Raw genomic sequence first — 18,003 nt, 5'->3', positions numbered from 1 at the left:
TTATGCCTCCTCTGGTTCTACTGTCAGTCTAAGCGGGAATCCCTCTTCGCGAGCCATATTGCTAGCCTTGCGCACCTTCGAGGTTGCTACATCGTAACTATAAATGCCCACCACTGCTTTATCAGAATGATGCACCTGCAACATCAGCGCCTCGGCCTCAGCCTCACTCTTGAAAAACACCTGGGTCAGAATCTTCACCACAAACTCCATCGTCGTGAAGTCATCATTATAGATGGTCACCTTATATCGCTGAGGCTCACGCAGATCAGTGCGCTGCCGCTCTTTTGTAGCCGATTGTTGCTTTGCCATACACTCTAAACCATTTTGGCTGCAAAGATACACAATAATTTCCAATATACAAAATGAATACCCACAATACAATCTAAAGGTGTATTCTATATATAAATAGGTATAATAGAATACGTAGGTGTTTTTAAGACTTTTGTGAAGAAGTGTCAAAACTACCCGTTTTCGCACACAATTTGATTGTGTTCGCACACAATGACTTGATGTATATCAAAAGAAGGGCACTTTTTTTAGGAAAATAGAGCATAAGTATTGCGAGATTGCAAAAATCGTCGTACCTTTGCAACGTCAAAAGACAACAAGAGTTCTTCAATAGAAGCATAGAAAGATAATACAGAGGTATTAGTTAAGGTAAAATAAAGATTGATTGATTTAGGTTTTAGTTAGAGTTAATAGTTAGTTAGAATTTGGTTTTAGGTTTATTAGTTAGTTAAATTGGAGATAGGTATTTCTAAGGTGTTAGAAAAGATTTGTTAGTAAGGATAACAAAGACGCAGTGGTGACACTCCGTTTTTTCTCAGAAAAAGGTTTTTAGTTATTCATAGATTGTTGGTGCCGCCCTCGAGTCGTTGATGACCCTTGAGCGGCTTTTTTTATGTCTATACACTATAAATCTTATACTATTTGGTTTTTAATTTCAACTTATCGGCCCAGCTACCACGGAACAGTCGTACCAGAAAAATCATGCCACGGAATGTCAGTTCGATGGCCATAGCCGTCCATACACCGCGTAACCCCCACTTAGGTGCCAGAGAGGCTGCTAATGTGAGCCTGACGCCCCACATCGAAGCCAGACTCATGATGGCAGGGATGATGGTATCGCCCGCTCCCACAAAGATGCCGTTGATTACGATGGCAGCCGCAAACATGGGTTCGGCCCAAGCCTCAATGCGCAGCACCTGTACCCCTAAAGCAATTACCTCGTCGACAGGCGACATGATAGCCATCAGTTGAGGAGCAAAAACCCACATCATCACACCCATCAGTGACATAACGGCAATACCCAAGCCCACAGACATGCGGGCAAACGAGCGAGTGAGCTGACGCTGACCAGCACCAATCCCCTGTCCTACCAGCGTGGTGGCAGCCTCAGCAATGCCAAAGCCTGGCATATAGCAGAGACTCTCGACCGTGATACCCAATGAGTGGGCAGCGATAGCTATCGTACCCAAAGGGGCCACAATGAGCGTGCTTACCATCTGAGCCGATCCCATCAGAAGGTGTTGCAGCCCCATGGGAGCACCGATCCTAAAAGCATTACCAATAGTGTCAGCCTTAGGCTTGAATGATCCAGGACGCCCCACCAACGATAACATCTTCGACTTGACCAGCAGAAAATACAGCATCAGACTGGCCGTAACCAGCATAGCCATACCCGTACCGATAGCAGCCCCCATTACCCCCAAACCTAGAATATATATAAAGAGGAAGTTAAAAACAACATCCATCACACACATTCCTATATTCAGCACGGAGGGTATCTTCATGTTGCCAGAACACTTTAACATGGATCCGGCCAGACCTTCCATCTGGAAGAAGATACCACAGGCACCGAAAATAGCAAAATAGAGCGAAGCATCGCGCGCTATTTCGGCAGATCCTCCCATCCAGTAAGGCAGAAAAGGACTAATGGCAAGCGAGGTAAGGGATATGAACAACGCCCAAAGCAGACAACACACTAAAGCCTGTCGCAATACCCGGCGCGCAGCTTCAAAATCGTTGGCACCGATAAAATGTGCCACCTGAACCGAGAATCCCATGTTAGCAGCAGAGGCCAAACCGCCCAACAACCAACCAGTGGTCTCAACCAATCCGATAGATGCCGACGCATTAGCCCCCAGATGGCCCACCATTGAGGCATCAATAAAAAACATGACCGTTGCGGAAATCTGTGCTAAAATAGAAGGTATACTCAAACTAACGATTAACCAAAGCTTCTCCCTTTGGGTCATCGTTCGGCCCTCGCGTATGTACGAAAGCAGCAGTTCGCTGTTCTTAACCTTCTTCATACAGACTTTCTTAAACTAAAAAAGGATGTGATTTCTCACATCCTAACTCTGTTTTCGTGGGCGTTGACGGATTCGAACCGCCGACCCTCTGCTTGTAAGGCAGATGCTCTAAACCAGCTGAGCTAAACGCCCTCATTTCTTGTAAGCGGGTGCAAAGGTAAGAAGATTTTTTGAGACCGCCGCATGTTTTATCAAAAAACTGTCAAATTTTAACACTCATTCACTATTTAACCCAATAAATGTTCGATATCACCTTGCGGAAGGATGCAAAGAATAGCTTTTCCGTCGGGTGTATAATTCACATTCGAGCAGGTAAAAAGATCATTAATCATACCTTCCATCTCGTCGTTATTCAGAATCTGGCCATAAGGAATGGCAGCACTCTGTGCCAACCGCAATGCTAATGACGAGTGAATAGATGATAACGACTCGTTAGCATTTGTACCCGAAACCATTTCGTGAAGTAACGATTGGGGACTGAGTCCTTCAAGTCCTGAAGGCATACCATTCACTGCATAAGTATTACCACCAAGATCACTCAGATCAAATCCAATAGCCGACAACTCAGGAAGTAGTTGCTGCATAGTTACCGCATCGGCTGGTGAAAACTGAATAGTCTCTGGGAAAAGCAGCTTCTGCGTGCTGATAACACGACTATCGAACTGACTCATATAACGATCGTAGAGTACGCGCACACTGGCACGATGCTGGTCAATAATCATCAGTCCAGACTTAACGGCAGTCATCAGATACTTGCCTTTATACTGATAATGGGCAGGCGACTTCTCAGAGAGAATCTCAGTGGCCGACTGCGGCTCTACCGTATTATCATCCTCGAACATCAAGGACTGCTGGGCAGGTTCTTCGCGGAAACTTCCATGTTCCAACCCATCATAAAGTGTTTCCCACTGAGAAGCCACAGTTCTACTACCACCACTACTCTGCTTGAATGGGTTGTACTCTGGATTATAATTGACACGAGGTGACGAATAGCTCTCATGCACATTAGAATTGTCGAAGACTGGAATATCGGGCTGTCCTTGGGTATCAAAGTCTATTGAAGGAACCTCGCAGAACTTCCCAATACCATCACGCACAGCAGCTGCCAATATCTGCCAGATGGCCTGTTCATTCTCGAACTTAATCTCAGTTTTGGTAGGATGGATGTTAACATCAATCTCACTAGGTTCAACCTTTATATATAAGAAATAAGGTATAGACATACCCTCGGGCACCAGGCGATCATAAGCTTTCATCACCGCCTTGTGGAAATAAGCATGCCTCATGAAGCGACCATTGACGAAAAAATAGTCACAGCCACTCTTCTTACGTGCAGCCTCGGGCTTACCCACAAAACCGCTGACATCACACATGGCTGTATGCACTTCAACGGGCAACAAATCCTGACTATACTGCTTACCAAACACATCTGCAATACGCTGGCGCAGACTGCCTGCACGCAGATTCAGCATCTCTACTCCATTGTGATGCAAGGTAAAATGGATATCAGGATAGACAAGCACGATACGCTCAAATGCCGTGAGGATATTATTAAGCTCGGTAGCATTGGTCTTGAGGAACTTACGACGGGCAGGCACATTGAAGAACAGGTTATCAACCTTGAAATTACTACCCACCGGACACGACACTGGTTCCTGCCCGGTAACCCTCGATCCCGCAATAGTGAGCTTAGTACCAACCTCATCTTCCTGCCGACGTGACTGCAGCTCTACCTGAGCGACAGCAGCTATCGAGGCCAGTGCCTCACCGCGGAATCCCATCGTACGCAAGGCAAACAAATCGTCAGCCTGCGAGATCTTCGAAGTAGCATGACGCTCAAACGACAAACGGGCATCAGTAGGACTCATACCCTTACCATCGTCGATAACCTGAATAGAGGTACGCCCCGCATCAACCACAATCACGTGGATGGTAGTGGCACCGGCATCAACAGAATTCTCGACCAACTCCTTGATGACAGAAGCAGGACGTTGTATCACCTCACCAGCAGCTATCTGGTTGGCAACACTATCGGGAAGAAGATGGATGATATCACTCATTTCTTGGATCGCCAATTAAAAATGTCATAACGGTCAGTTGGACGCACATCATCATACCAAGCAAAGTTGGGCAGATGCTTGCGGTCATGCGGTATCTGGTTGAGCGGGTACATGGTTCCACTGCTCTTAGGCGTCCACACTTTCTGTAGTTTGCGGTCCTTCAGATACATACGCAGTTCAGAAGTTTCCTGATAATTATAGATAATTGCCACACTGTCGCCTTCCTCGAAGTAATAGCCAATCAGCACATTACCCTTGGCCTGGGTCTCACGAATGGCACCATCAACAAAATAGGCAAACATCTCTTTCGCCGACACCTGATTGAATAAGGTGGTATCGCTACGGAGTTGCTGGATGGAGAAACAGTTATCAATGACATGGGCATGGTCAACGACAGAATCCTTCATGAACACGTCGATACGGTCGCCCAATAGTTGCTGGTTATTGTTCCATACAATCGGCTCGTGATAAAGGGTCATGCAGGAGTCGAGAGAGTTATAGATAAGCGAGTCGCATACAGCTTGCACATCAGTACGGTACGCACGCACATGATGAAAAGCATATATCTTACGATAAACAGAGTCGGTCTCAATATTATACGTCACCACTTTGAAAGTGTCGGCATGCATAAAGAGCGAGTCGCCCTGTGAATAGTCAATAGCCAACGCACTATCAGTACACAGCGCATAGCCGGTGTGCTCCCAGTATTCGCCATAGTTGCCTGTCAGCTTATTCTTGTTAACCGAGTCAACATATACCACATTACGGAAAGCCTGCGAGAAACCATCTTTACTATCATAGTAAACACTATCACCCACCATCATCTTGCCTTGATTAGTAAGAACCGAACGGTTCATCAGGCGGGCACGGTCATTCTTTGTATCGTAATAACCTTGTTCGGAGTAAATATGACTCTCGCCAGAAGTGATATTCGAAGGTCCTACAATATGAGCCATCGAAAGACGGGTATCGTAATAAAGAGTATCGGTAGTGAGGAAGAACTTAGGGCTCTTCATCTTCACATCGTAGTTGAACACCGACATCTTGCTTTTAGTGTTATACTCTCCCCAGTCAGAGGTAAGCGTGGTCTTACCATCAATCATCTTACCACCCTCGAAGAAATAAGCATTATCGTATAGACGATCAAAATCCAGGCTATCTGTATAAAGGGTGGTCTTCTTATGCTTTAAAATCACATTATAACGAGCACGAGCCATCTGCTCATTACCATCGTAATAGGCATAGTCGCTGAACAACGAGAGAGTGTCGCCCTGATACATCTTCACGTGCCCGAAAGCCTCGAACGAGTTACTGGCCTCGTAGAAGTAGGCACTGTCGCAATACAAGCGAGCACCCTGATGGGTGAAGTGCACCTTACCATTCAGAATGGTGGCATCAGGATTCTTCAGTTGGTCATAATGCAACACATCGGCATGCACCAGATAAACGCGCGAATCCTTAGTTTTTGCAGTTTTCCGGACAGCAGGACGACGGCGTTGCTGCTTTTGTTGTGCAAAAGCAGACGCCAAACCCACCAAAAGGGCGAGCGAAAGGGCTATAGTAAACGATTTCCTCACTTAATCCAACCTTCGAATTCGAATTGACAATCCTTGTAATCATCGTTCAAACGGGTATAGGTACTCTTGATCTTATCAACCACCCACTGATGAATACGATCCTCACGACGTTTGTTTAACACCACATCCTTCAGAATCTGGAAGTCCTCTGTTACTGTAGCTTTATGACCATCTATACGATTCTTAAGTTTAGCAATAACACAGACGGTTTTGCCACGCTGGTTAATCATCTTGAACGATTTAGAAATCTGTCCCACCTTCATCGTATCAACCACCTTAGCAATCTCTGGTGGAAGGTCCTGCATGCGGAACTTAGAAGAGGTTTTACCAGTCTTCATCATATCTGTAGACAGCAATCCCTTGGCATTACGGGTATCTTTATCATCCGAAATAAGCGATGCAGCATCCTCGAAAGTAAACTTCTCGGCTCGCAAATCGTCGGCAATAGAGTCCAAACGTCCCAAAGCACGGTCAACAGCCTCGTCAGAAACTACAGGCTTACGTAGAATATGGCGGACATTCACCTTATCACCACGCTTCTCAATCAACTGTATGATATGGAAGCCGAACTCAGACTCAACAATCTTCGACACCTTCTTGGGATCCGTAAGGTTAAAAGCCACCTGAGCAAAAGCAGGATCAAGGGTACCTCGCCCCATCAGTCCTAACTCTCCACCACGACGGGCAGAGCCAGGATCCTCAGAATACAACTGAGCCAAAGTCTGAAAACGAGTCTCACCTTTGTTCACACGTTCGGTATAATTACGGAGCTCGTCCTTGACGCGGTTCAACTCCTCGGCATCAATCTTCGGGGTCAACTGCACAATCTGCACTTCGACCTCGGTGGGCACGAACGGCAAACTATCCTGTGGTAATGCAGCAAAATAGCGACGTACCTCAGCAGGGGTCACAGTGATATCTTCGACAAGTTTCTGACGCATCTTCTGCACCATCTGACGATCTTTCATTTCCTCGCGCAAATCAGCACGGATCTGAGACAGAGGCTGATGCTTATATTCCTCCAGACGCTCACGAGAACCATCAACCATCTCGAGCCAGTAGTTAATCTGCTGCTCGACTTCCTGAGCCACATCAGCATCAGTCACCTCGATACTATCGATCTGAGCCTGATGCTTGAACAGTTTCTGAACAGCAATCTGCTCTGGGATGGTACAGTCAGGATTACCACTCCACTTCACGCCTTCCATCGCTGCCTGCATACGCATGGTTTCGACATCAGAACGAAGAATAGCCTCATCACCAACTACCCACACCACCTCATCAACGATGGTGCCAATAGAATCTTTCTTCTCGGCATTTGCCACCATGGGCAATGCGAAAAGAGCCAGTGTCATTACCTTTTTTATAATACTCATAGATGTTTATTTACTGTTTTCAATATATCTTGATTTATCTCTACTTGATAACGTCGACGCAGACTATCCACCCACTCTTTCTCCAGATAATCTTGCAGGTCCTCCACCACCCGTTCGCGCACATCCTGATAGTTATCTGGACGTTTGAGTTTCTTGCCAAAAACCGCATCGATGGGATAGTCAGGATTGCTGACAGCATCATCACTGCCAATTTTGAAGACCAGGCGATCGATGGTTGCATTATCACCAGGTTTAAATAATCCTTTCTCCACACGGATACGGATGACAGAATCCGGATTGAAGGTGGTGCGCAATGCCTCGGTCCATTCATCGAAAGGCAGTTTTTTAACACACTTCTTCACAGCCTTCACATCTTTCTTTGTCTTTACATGATAGGCCATTCCCCTATAACGGGGTTCATTCCAAGCATAATCCTTCTTGTGGGTATCAAACCATGTTTTCAAAGCCACCTCGTCGGATGAAGCCTTGTCCCAGACCTCACGGCTACTGATTTCATAAAGCAACAGTCCGTCGTGATACTCCTGAAACAGATATTTCAAATCCTGATTAACTGCAGCCAACGAATCTGCTTGTTGCTGCATAACCTGCGCGGCATTTTGCTGACCAGCCGACATACTCATTTTCCGACGCAGTTTCATTTCGGCAATCTTCTCACGAATGCCACGACGTTCTAATGAGGCTACAATAGCAGACTTCAACGAGTCGAAGGGTTCCAGCTGCTTACGTTCCTTCAGCAAAACAATATGGTAGCCTACCGGACTCAAGAAAGGCTGACTCATCTCACCTGGGGCGAGGGCAAAAGCAACGTCCTCAAATTCCTTCAAGGTCTGCGAAGGAGCAATCCAAGGCAACTCACCACCGTGCTTGCCCGAACCGACATCGTCGGACAACTTTTGTGCCATCTCTGCAAAATCGGCTCCACCCTTCAAAGCTTGATAGACAGAGTCAATACGCTGTTTGATTTGTTCCTGCAGCTGAGGTGTTGCCTTGGTTGACAACTTCAACAGGATATGGGCAGGGCGCACCAGACCACGTGGGCCAACCATTGCCTTAGTACGCTCATACATCTCGCGAGCCTCCTTCAGCACATCGGCATCGGTCACCATGGTAGGCTTCACTTGTTGGTCACGATACATCACATATTCCTGACGGAACGATGACAATGTATCAAGTTTCGCATCAAGAGCCGCAGCCACTTTTAGCTTGTAGTTAATAAATAAGTTGACGTATTCATCGACCGATAGCTTATCGATCACCCCTTCGCCGTTATTCTTGTTATACGAATACTCGAACTCCGAGCGCAAAACAGGAACACCGGCCACGGTCATAATGACCGGGTCGGTAGTCTGTGCCCATGTTGGCTGCGACGTCATCGCTGCAAACATAGAAAGGGCTATGGTGAGTTTTCTCATCATTAATCGTTAGGACGACTGTAGTTAGGAGCCTCACTAGTGATAGTGATATCATGTGGATGAGACTCGTTCACGCCTGCATTGGTGATGCGGGTGAACTTGGCATCATGCAACTTCTCGATGGTCTGGGCACCACAATATCCCATACCAGAGCGCAGACCGCCCACCATCTGATAAATCACCTCCTGAACGGTTCCCTTGTAAGGTACACGACCAGCAATTCCTTCGGGCACCAGTTTCTTCACATCCTTGGTATCGGCCTGGAAGTAACGGTCCTTTGAGCCATGTTCCATAGCTTCAAGCGATCCCATACCACGATAGCTCTTGAACTTACGACCATTGTAGATAATAGTATCGCCAGGACTCTCCTCTGTTCCAGCCACTAACGAACCTATCATCACACTGCTACCACCGGCAGCCAGTGCCTTCACAATGTCACCTGAATAACGCAGACCACCATCGGCAATCAGAGGTACATTAGTACCCTTCAGTGCGCTGTACACATCATAAACGGCACTGAGCTGAGGAACGCCCACACCTGCAACTACACGTGTAGTACAGATACTACCTGGACCGATACCTACCTTCACAGCGTCTGCACCATTATCTACCAACATCTTTGCGGCAGCACCTGTAGCAATGTTTCCGACAACGATATCGATATTGGGGAATGAAGCCTTTGCCTCACGCAGTTTTTCAATAACACTCTTTGAGTGGCCGTGAGCTGTATCAATGACAATAGCATCAACACCAGCATTCACCAGTGCCTGCATACGGTCGAGAGTATCGAATGTCACACCAACACCAGCAGCAACACGCAGACGGCCCTTGTCATCCTTGCAAGCCATGGGTTTATCCTTAGCCTTCGTAATATCTTTATAGGTAATCAGACCTATCAAACGGTTGTCCTTATCAACAACGGGCAACTTCTCAATTTTATTTTCCTGCAAGATCTGTGCAGCAGCGGTCAAATCAGTCTGCTGATGGGTGGTCACCAGATTCTCCTTTGACATAATCTCATCAACGGGACGATCCAGACGACGCTCAAAACGCAAGTCGCGGTTGGTTACGATACCAACCAGACGCTTATCATCATCAACTACAGGAATACCACCGATATGATACTCCGACATGATGTCAAGAGCCTGAGCTACAGTGCTACCCAAAGGAATCGTGATAGGATCATAAATCATACCGTTCTCGGCACGCTTAACAATAGCCACTTCACGAGCTTGGTTGTCAATCGACATATTCTTATGGATTACACCAATACCTCCCTCACGGGCAATGGCAATAGCCATCTGGCTCTCGGTGACAGTATCCATAGCTGCCGTTACAAAAGGCACGTTCAGTTCGATGTGCTTCGAAAAGCGGGTTTTCAACTCTACCGTTTTGGGCAGCACTTCAGAATAAGCTGGAATCAACAGGACGTCGTCGAATGTCAGGCCGTCCATCACAATCTTGTCTGCAATAAATGATGACATAAATATACTCCTTTAAAATTTATTGCGTGCAAAATTACTCATTTTTTCCGAGACAGCAAGCATTTTATCCTATTATTAATAGGATTTAACGTAGTGTAAGCACAACCCTACCCTGTTTATCGGTTGTTACCACAGCAGTCATCTTTCCTTGGCGCCATGTTTTCTGATCATCAGATGTAAAACCGTAAGTCCTCAAATCCTTACAGACAGCCTCTTGATCATCGGTAGCCGACAATGAGATGACTGCAATTGCTTGCTTACGACGTGTCAGCGAAGCGATGGCCTGATAGTCATTCATCTTAAAGGTAGCCGGCACAACTTTGGGCGTTGCCTTACCTAAGGTATAGTCATAATTGCGCAATACGGTCTGAGAACCTTTAACGGTACGATTTTGTAATAAGCGCACACCCAACCCGACCAGATCGGTATGATTACAAGGAGCAGCCAGGCCGGACTCTATCTTCCGAGGAGCTGCCTCATACTCCTTATCATCCATCTCCGAATATGCCATCTGGTAAGCCTTAGCATCGTCGAGTGCGAAACCCAACGAATAGCTGCTGGTAAGAGAACCACGCTCGTAATGCAGATTGATGGTACCTAATTGAGTTTTAATGGTATAGGCTTCGCCTTGATTATCCACATAGCCCAGACCATAAACCTTCTGCAATTCACGCTTTACCTGAGCAAAACGCGCCTTGACTTCTGCTTCAGAACCATAAATAGTCTCGTCTGTCACATCGACAGCATATACACGTTCTGTCAGATCCGAAACCGCCAGCATCACCGTGGCACGAACACCATATACATCACCATCATAAATATAAGCCTTAGCTGTCTGCTTCATCTCTGCTTTACGCTCGGTAAAACCTTTCTCCAGCAACAACTTCTCAAAACGATCACCTTTAATTCCCAACGGGATACCCAAAAAGGCATTACGGTTATTGGAATGATCGGTCAACGCTGCGATATCGAGCATAGCCGTCTGAGCATCATCATCAATAGCATCAGACTTCTTCGATGCCTTTTTCTCCGTCTTGGCCTTCTTCTTGAACAGTTTCTTCAAGAACTGTGCGTCGGCAGACTGACAAACCAGCGACATGCCCAGCAATGCTAATACGATCCTCTTCACCTTACTTATATTTTTAATTTGCCATTTCAGAAATAAACTTGATACGTACCAGTCGGATCTCATCCTCAGAGTAATCCTCGCCAAGTTCCTCTTCAGCAACACTCAGCTTATCTGTTTCACTCTCAGAGAAATAATCGTATATATCATCGACATGATCCTCATCCATCACTTCCTCGAGGAAGTAATCAATATCAAGTTTCGTACCGCTATAAACGATAGCCTCTACTTCATCAAGCAGTTCCTCAAATTCGAGACCCTGAGCCTCCGCGATATCATCGAGAGCTATCTGACGGTCGATACTCTGAATAATCTTCACCTTCAGCATCGACTTCTTAGCCACAGTACGCACACGCATGTCAACCTGACGCTCTATATTGTTCTCCTCACAATAAGTCTTGATCAGCTCAACAAATTCCTTGGCATAAGGTTGTTTCACCTTACCCTCACCTACTCCCTGAATATTCTTCAACTCTTCAAGGGTGATAGGATAGTCAGTAGCCATCTGATCGATAGACACATCCTGGAAAATAACATAAGGTGGACGGCCGAGTTGCTTCGACACCTTCTTACGCAAATCACGCAGCATGGCAGTCAGAACAGGATCAAGTGAACTAACACCACCTTCATGGTCAACCGAGTCATAATCATCATTGAACTCTGCATCTTTCACAATCATAAACGACTTAGGAGCCTTAAGGAACTTCTTTCCTGCAGCCGTCAGTTTCAAAAGTCCGTAGTTTTCCACCTCCTTACGCAGGTAGCCTGCTATCAACGCCTGACGAATCACTGGATTCCATATCTTTTCATCATCGTCAGCTCCTGCACCAAAAAGTTCCTGTTCATCATGATGATGAGCCAGAATCTCTTCGGTAGGTTTGCCAATAATAAAGTCAATCACATAGTCCGAGCGGAAGTTCTCCTTGATAACCTGGATCGTCTTCAGTACAATAACCAGCTGTTCCTGAGCCTCGATTTTAGTCTTTGGATGCAGACAGTTGTCGCAGTTACCACAGTTATCCTTCTCGTAGGTCTCACCGAAATAGTGTAACAACATCTTACGGCGACAAACCGACGTCTCAGCATATGCAGCGGTCTCAACCAACAACTGACGACCGATATCCTGTTCTGCCACAGGCTTACCTTCCATAAACTTATCAAGTTTCTGCAAGTCCTTATTCGAGTAGAAAGCCAGACAGATACCCTCGCCACCATCACGACCAGCACGGCCAGTCTCCTGATAATAGCCTTCGAGCGACTTAGGAATATCGTAGTGAATCACAAAACGCACATCGGGCTTATCGATTCCCATACCAAAGGCGATGGTAGCCACAATCACATCGATATTCTCCATCAGGAATTCGTCCTGTGTATTCGAACGGGTATTACTATCCAAACCTGCATGATAGGCAGCAGCCTTGATATCATTGGCACGCAGGATTGCAGCCAATTCTTCTACCTTCTTTCTCGACAAACAATAGATGATACCACTCTTGCCTGGATGTTGTTTAATAAACTTAATGATATCCTTGTCAACATCCTTGGTCTTCGCACGCACCTCATAATAAAGGTTAGGCCGGTTGAACGAACTCTTGAACTCTGCAGCATCAACAATTCCTAGATTTTTCTTGATATCTGTTCGTACCTTATCGGTAGCAGTAGCTGTCAGGGCAATAATCGGCGCCTGCCCAATCTCATTAACAATAGGACGAATCTTACGATACTCAGGACGGAAATCATGTCCCCATTCTGAAATACAGTGAGCCTCATCGATAGCGTAGAATGAAATTTTAACTGATCGCAAAAACTCCACATTCTCTTCCTTTGTCAAAGATTCAGGAGCTACATACAACAACTTCGTACGTCCCGACAGCACGTCAGACTTCACCTGATCGATAGCAGCCTTATTCAGCGATGAGTTAAGATAGTGAGCCGTGCCCTCATCCTCGCTCATACTAGTGATGACGTCAACCTGATTCTTCATCAGCGCAATCAATGGTGATATCACGATAGCCGTACCCTCCATCAGCAGCGAAGGCAATTGGTAGCACAGCGACTTTCCACCACCGGTAGGCATCAGTACAAAGGTATCGTTGCCAGCCATCAGGTTCTGTATAATACGCTCCTGATCTCCTTTGAATGTATCAAATCCAAAGTACTTCTTCAGGGCTGCAGTGAGATTCAATTTTTCGTTCATATTATTAGTTAGTTAGGCTTCCATGCTTTGGAGATGCGACTTATCCAACTGTTTCTTCACATAATCGGCAGTCACATTAAATTTCTTTGTTCGTTTAGATGGCAGATCAAACATGGCATCCATCATCACGTTCTCAACGATAGAACGCAATCCACGGGCACCAAGCTTATACTCAACGGCCTTATCTACGAGAGTTTCCAGCGCCTCCTTATCAAAGGTTAGCTCCACACCATCCATCTCGAAAAGTTTCTTATACTGACGGATAATTGAGTTCTTTGGCTCTGTAAGAATCTTCTCCAAGGCTTCACGATCCAAAGGATTCAAGTGGGTAAGCACTGGCAGACGACCGATAATCTCAGGAATCAGTCCGAACGACTTCAGATCCTGAGGTACAATATACTGCATCAGATCGTTCTTATCAATCTTTCTGACGTTAGTCACCGAATTATAACCCACCACATGGGTATTCATGCGCTGAGCAATCTTACGCTCGATACCATCGAAAGCACCACCGCAAACGAACAGGATATTTCGAGTGTCCACATGGATATAATCCTGATCAGGATGCTTACGCCCCCCCTTGGGTGGCACGTTCACCATGGTACCCTCTAATAACTTCAGCAATCCTTGCTGCACGCCCTCGCCACTAACGTCTCGGGTAATAGAGGGATTATCACTCTTACGGGCAATCTTATCTATTTCATCAATGAATACAATACCGCGCTGAGCAGCCTCCACATTATAATCGGCTACCTGTAACAGACGCGACAAAATACTCTCCACATCCTCACCCACATAGCCGGCTTCAGTAAACACTGTGGCATCAACGATGGTAAAAGGCACATCGAGAAGCTTAGCGATGGTGCGTGCCAGCAGAGTCTTACCCGTGCCAGTACTTCCCACCATAATAATATTACTCTTCTCAATTTCCACATCATCATCGACAGGCTGCTGCAGACGCTTATAGTGGTTATATACGGCCACTGACAAATAGCGCTTGGCATCGTCCTGCCCTATCACATATTGATCCAGATACGCCTTAATCTCCTTTGGTTTAGGCACCTTCATTGGTTCGGGCACAGCTACGCCTTTCTTATCCTTGGCAACAGCCTTAGGGTTCTCCTTCAAGTTGTCCTGTACAATCTGATAAGCCTGACGTACACAATCACTACAGATATGTCCATTCAGACCACTTATCAACAGCGCAACTTCCTTATCGCTTCTTCCACAAAAACTACAAACGTCCTTCATCTAATCTTCTTATCACTTCTTCCTGGTGAGTACCTCATCAATCATACCGTAGGCCTTGGCCTCTTCAGCCGTCATCCAGTAGTTACGGTCTGAATCTGCATATACCTTATCATAAGGTGTATGCGAATGTTCTGAGATAATGGTATACAACTCTTTCTTGAATTTCAGGATCTCCTTAGCTTCAATCTCGATATCCGACGCCTGACCCTGAACACCACCCAGAGGCTGGTGAATCATGACTCGGCTATGAGGTAGCGCCGAACGCTTACCCTCAGCACCAGCTACGAGCAGCACAGCACCCATTGAAGCAGCCATTCCTGTACAGATTGTAGCCACGTCGCTGGTAATAAACTGCATAGTATCATAGATACCCAAGCCAGCAGTCACACTACCACCAGGCGAGTTAATATAAATAGAGATATCCTTTCCCGGATCGGTCGAATCAAGGAACAGTAACTGAGCCTGCAGCGTATTTGCCGTATAGTCGTCAATCTGTGTTCCGAGGAAGATGATACGATCCATCATCAGACGCGAGAACACATCCATCTGAGTTACGTTCAACTGGCGTTCCTCAAGAATATAAGGATTCATATACTGGTTTTGAGCCTTGATAACATCATCAAGTACCAGACCGTTCATACCTAAATGCCGGGTAGCATATTTTCTAAATTCATTATTCATACTCTATATCCTTTCTTATACATAAGAGAAAAGGTTATCGACCTTTCTCATCTTCATTTGGGACACAAAGATAATAAAAAAGTCGATAACCCTTCTATTTTAGGGGTTATTTTTTCCTAAAAAAGCTTATTTTTCTTGCATAAGCTTATTAAACTCCTCGAAAGTAACCTCTTTTTGATTCAACTTAACTACATTTTTGAGAGCTTCAGTCAGCTTCATGTCAACAGCGCGATCCACGAAATTGTCAACATTCTCACGTTTCTTCATCTGCTCGTTAGCATAGTTCTCCAAAACATCATCGGGTACATTGCTCATACCATACTGGGCGAACTGAGCACGGATAGCCTCCTTGGCAACAGCCTTCAGATCAGCCTCCTCAACCTTAATGTTCTGAGCGGCTACCAGCTGCTCCTTAATCAGGTGCCAAGCCAACTCTTTAATGCTACCCTCGAAATTCTTCTCAACGAAATCAGCACCCTTATCCTGATTATTCTGAAGCATCACACGCTTCAGCAGAGCCTCTGGAAACTCAAGTTTACCAACCTTCTTCTCCATGTGCTTACGAACATCGAGCAGGAACTTGAAGTCGCTATTCTGCTGCAACTGAGGAGCAATACTCTCGGCAATCTTAGCGCGGAAAGCCTTCTCATCCTTCACCTCACCCTCACCGAATACACGGTCGAAGAGTTTCTGGTCAACCTCTGCAGGCTGGAAGTGACGAATCTCAGTAATCTGGAAGCTGAAGTCAGCATTCAAATCCTTTACATCCTCCTTCTTAACCTTCAACAGGGCAGCAACCTCAGCATCGTTATCGGGATAAGCCTTCTTGGGATTGAAAGTAATGATATCACCGGGCTTAGCACCATCGAAGAGCTTTTTCTGATCATCGGCTTTGATGTAAGCAGGCATAACCATAGCAGCCTCGGTAGTGATACCACCTTCCTTGGTGTTACCATTCTCGTCAAGCTCGCGCATATCACCAGTCAGTGTATCGTTACCGCTGAACACCTCAGCCTTTACGAACTCGCCTGCCTGTGATGCATACATCTGCACCTGCTCGTCAAGCATCTTATCATCAACCTTGATGGTGTAATAGTCAATCTTATCTCTGCCAGTCAGCTCAGCCTTGAACTCGGGAGCAACAGCAATATCGAACACGAATGTCAGATCATCTGCGTTCTCAAAGTCCTGGGGTACCTGCTTCTCCTGATTTGGAAGGGGCTCACCCAACATCTGAATCTTGTTCTCACGAACATACTCATACAGCTTCTCGCCCAGCAACTTGTTAACCTCGTCAACCTTCACTGCTGTGCCATACTGCTTCTTAATCATTCCCATGGGAACCATACCTGGACGGAATCCAGGAACCTGTGCCTTCTTACGATAATTTTTCAGCTGCTTCTCTACTGCATCCTGATAATCTGCCTTCTCAACAGTCATAGTCAACAGACCATTGATTTTGTCGGCGCACTCAAACGAAATTTTCATCTTCTTATGTACTTATTTATAATATATATTCAAAAATATTGGGGTGCAAAAGTACAAAAAAACGGCGTAACCAACGTCGTTTTTTCAATTTTTAACTTTTTCAGCCAGTTCCTTAGCATTTCGTTCCATCTCTATCTGTTGAAAATTCTTTTTTCTTAATTCGAACGATTCAGTCAAATATTTTTCACGAACAATCTGATTCGCAGCCAACTCTTCTGGCGTCCCCTGAAACAAAATCCTACCTTCAAACAACAGATAAGCACGGTCGGTAATAGCCAGTGTCTCATCCACATTATGGTCCGTAATCAGAATTCCTATGTTCAGATATTTCAACTTATAAACTATCTGCTGAATATCTTCTACAGCAATAGGGTCAACGCCTGCAAAGGGTTCATCGAGCATGATGAATTTCGGTTCAATAGCCAGACAACGCGCAATCTCCGTACGGCGGCGCTCACCACCCGACAGACGATCACCTAAGTTCTTACGAACCTTCTCTAAACGGAACTCACGAATCAACTCCTCCAGCTTATCCAACTGATAATCGCGAGGTTTTCCTGTCATCTCCAGCACTGAGAGAATATTATCCTCAACACTCATCTTACGGAACACACTGGCTTCCTGTGCCAAATAGCCGATTCCAGCACGAGCACGCTTATAAACAGGGAATTTTGTCACATCTTCATCACCTAAAAATATATGACCACCATTAGGCACGATCAGTCCTGTAGTCATATAGAATGAAGTAGTCTTACCAGCACCATTAGGTCCCAGCAGTCCCACAATTTCTCCCTGCTTCACATCGAAGCTAACATCATTAACCACCGTACGCTTACCATAGCGTTTCACGAGGCCTTCTGTCCGTAGTACAATACGATCTTCTTCCATAATCGGCTGCAAAGGTAATTAAAAAATGGAACACAGAGATACAAAGATACAGAGTTTTTTGTTTTTTTATTATAAATCTACGTGTCATTGTGCCTTTGTGTTGAAAAAAAATAGTAATTTTGCAGCC

Annotated in this window: 13 protein-coding genes and 1 tRNA gene; all 14 read right to left on the bottom strand. The window is 45.6% G+C overall.

What is annotated here, in order from left to right; translation table 11 throughout:
• The 14 genes from T491_RS0102595 to lptB all read right to left on the bottom strand — a co-directional run bounded on the left by T491_RS0102595 (window position 1) and on the right by lptB (window position 17,876).
• Window positions 1-309, bottom strand: coding sequence for an ATP-dependent Clp protease adaptor ClpS (locus T491_RS0102595; RefSeq protein ID WP_028902489.1), 309 nt, complete (start codon window positions 307-309; stop codon window positions 1-3).
• Window positions 310-926: 617 nt separating this feature from the next.
• Window positions 927-2,315: an MATE family efflux transporter gene (locus T491_RS0102590; protein WP_028902488.1), complete on the bottom strand. Its 1,389-nt coding sequence runs from the start codon at window positions 2,313-2,315 to the stop codon at window positions 927-929.
• Window positions 2,316-2,372: 57 nt separating this feature from the next.
• A tRNA-Val gene (locus tag T491_RS0102585) sits at window positions 2,373-2,447 on the bottom strand.
• A gap of 95 nt (window positions 2,448-2,542) precedes the next feature.
• Window positions 2,543-4,375 (bottom strand): DNA mismatch repair endonuclease MutL, encoded by a 1,833-nt coding sequence (mutL, locus tag T491_RS0102580; RefSeq protein ID WP_028902487.1) that lies wholly within the window; start codon window positions 4,373-4,375, stop codon window positions 2,543-2,545.
• The gene (locus tag T491_RS0102575; RefSeq protein ID WP_231480164.1) at window positions 4,372-5,952 is read right to left on the bottom strand and encodes an OstA-like protein; all 1,581 of its coding nucleotides are present in this window, start codon (window positions 5,950-5,952) and stop codon (window positions 4,372-4,374) included. Before T491_RS0102575 ends, mutL begins: the two co-directional genes overlap by 4 nt.
• Window positions 5,949-7,280 carry a peptidylprolyl isomerase gene (locus tag T491_RS0102570; protein WP_231480171.1) on the bottom strand — a complete coding sequence of 444 codons (1,332 nt, stop codon included), beginning with the start codon at window positions 7,278-7,280 and terminating at the stop codon, window positions 5,949-5,951. The genes T491_RS0102575 and T491_RS0102570 overlap by 4 nt, the downstream gene beginning before the upstream one ends.
• Window positions 7,281-7,324: 44 nt before the next feature.
• Entirely contained in the window at window positions 7,325-8,761 is a 1,437-nt protein-coding gene (locus tag T491_RS0102565; RefSeq protein ID WP_028902484.1) for a peptidylprolyl isomerase, read from the bottom strand.
• Window positions 8,762-8,763: 2 nt separating this feature from the next.
• A complete protein-coding gene (gene guaB / locus T491_RS0102560; RefSeq protein WP_028902483.1) occupies window positions 8,764-10,245 on the bottom strand; it encodes an IMP dehydrogenase in 1,482 nt (493 codons plus the stop codon).
• 85 nt (window positions 10,246-10,330) lie between these two features.
• Entirely contained in the window at window positions 10,331-11,374 is a 1,044-nt protein-coding gene (locus T491_RS0102555; protein ID WP_155949999.1) for a hypothetical protein, read from the bottom strand.
• 13 nt (window positions 11,375-11,387) lie between these two features.
• On the bottom strand, window positions 11,388-13,568 hold the full coding sequence (recQ, locus tag T491_RS0102550; RefSeq protein ID WP_028902481.1) for a DNA helicase RecQ: 2,181 nt from the start codon (window positions 13,566-13,568) through the stop codon (window positions 11,388-11,390).
• Window positions 13,569-13,580: 12 nt separating this feature from the next.
• Window positions 13,581-14,819: an ATP-dependent Clp protease ATP-binding subunit ClpX gene (gene clpX / locus T491_RS0102545; protein WP_028902480.1), complete on the bottom strand. Its 1,239-nt coding sequence runs from the start codon at window positions 14,817-14,819 to the stop codon at window positions 13,581-13,583.
• Between the two features lie 12 nt (window positions 14,820-14,831).
• On the bottom strand, window positions 14,832-15,500 hold the full coding sequence (gene clpP / locus T491_RS0102540; RefSeq protein WP_028902479.1) for an ATP-dependent Clp endopeptidase proteolytic subunit ClpP: 669 nt from the start codon (window positions 15,498-15,500) through the stop codon (window positions 14,832-14,834).
• A 126-nt stretch (window positions 15,501-15,626) separates the two neighbouring features.
• Window positions 15,627-16,988: a trigger factor gene (gene tig / locus T491_RS0102535; protein WP_028902478.1), complete on the bottom strand. Its 1,362-nt coding sequence runs from the start codon at window positions 16,986-16,988 to the stop codon at window positions 15,627-15,629.
• An 84-nt stretch (window positions 16,989-17,072) separates the two neighbouring features.
• The gene (gene lptB / locus T491_RS0102530) at window positions 17,073-17,876 is read right to left on the bottom strand and encodes an LPS export ABC transporter ATP-binding protein (protein WP_028902477.1); all 804 of its coding nucleotides are present in this window, start codon (window positions 17,874-17,876) and stop codon (window positions 17,073-17,075) included.
• Window positions 17,877-18,003 lie beyond the last annotated feature (127 nt).

It is taken from the genome of Prevotella sp. P6B4 (assembly GCF_000619985.1).
GTDB lineage: Bacteria > Bacteroidota > Bacteroidia > Bacteroidales > Bacteroidaceae > Prevotella.
This window is presented reverse-complemented; position numbering and strand designations above follow the sequence as displayed.

Coding starts and splice junctions, on each gene's coding strand:
- T491_RS0102595 (WP_028902489.1), bottom strand. CDS start 309: ATGGCAAAGCAACAATCGGCTACAAAAGAGCGGCAGCGCACTGATCTG.
- T491_RS0102590 (WP_028902488.1), bottom strand. CDS start 2,315: ATGAAGAAGGTTAAGAACAGCGAACTGCTGCTTTCGTACATACGCGAG.
- mutL (WP_028902487.1), bottom strand. CDS start 4,375: ATGAGTGATATCATCCATCTTCTTCCCGATAGTGTTGCCAACCAGATA.
- T491_RS0102570 (WP_231480171.1), bottom strand. CDS start 7,280: ATGGTGGCAAATGCCGAGAAGAAAGATTCTATTGGCACCATCGTTGAT.
- T491_RS0102565 (WP_028902484.1), bottom strand. CDS start 8,761: ATGAGAAAACTCACCATAGCCCTTTCTATGTTTGCAGCGATGACGTCG.
- guaB (WP_028902483.1), bottom strand. CDS start 10,245: ATGTCATCATTTATTGCAGACAAGATTGTGATGGACGGCCTGACATTC.
- recQ (WP_028902481.1), bottom strand. CDS start 13,568: ATGAACGAAAAATTGAATCTCACTGCAGCCCTGAAGAAGTACTTTGGA.
- clpX (WP_028902480.1), bottom strand. CDS start 14,819: ATGAAGGACGTTTGTAGTTTTTGTGGAAGAAGCGATAAGGAAGTTGCG.
- clpP (WP_028902479.1), bottom strand. CDS start 15,500: ATGAATAATGAATTTAGAAAATATGCTACCCGGCATTTAGGTATGAAC.
- tig (WP_028902478.1), bottom strand. CDS start 16,988: ATGAAAATTTCGTTTGAGTGCGCCGACAAAATCAATGGTCTGTTGACT.
- lptB (WP_028902477.1), bottom strand. CDS start 17,876: ATGGAAGAAGATCGTATTGTACTACGGACAGAAGGCCTCGTGAAACGC.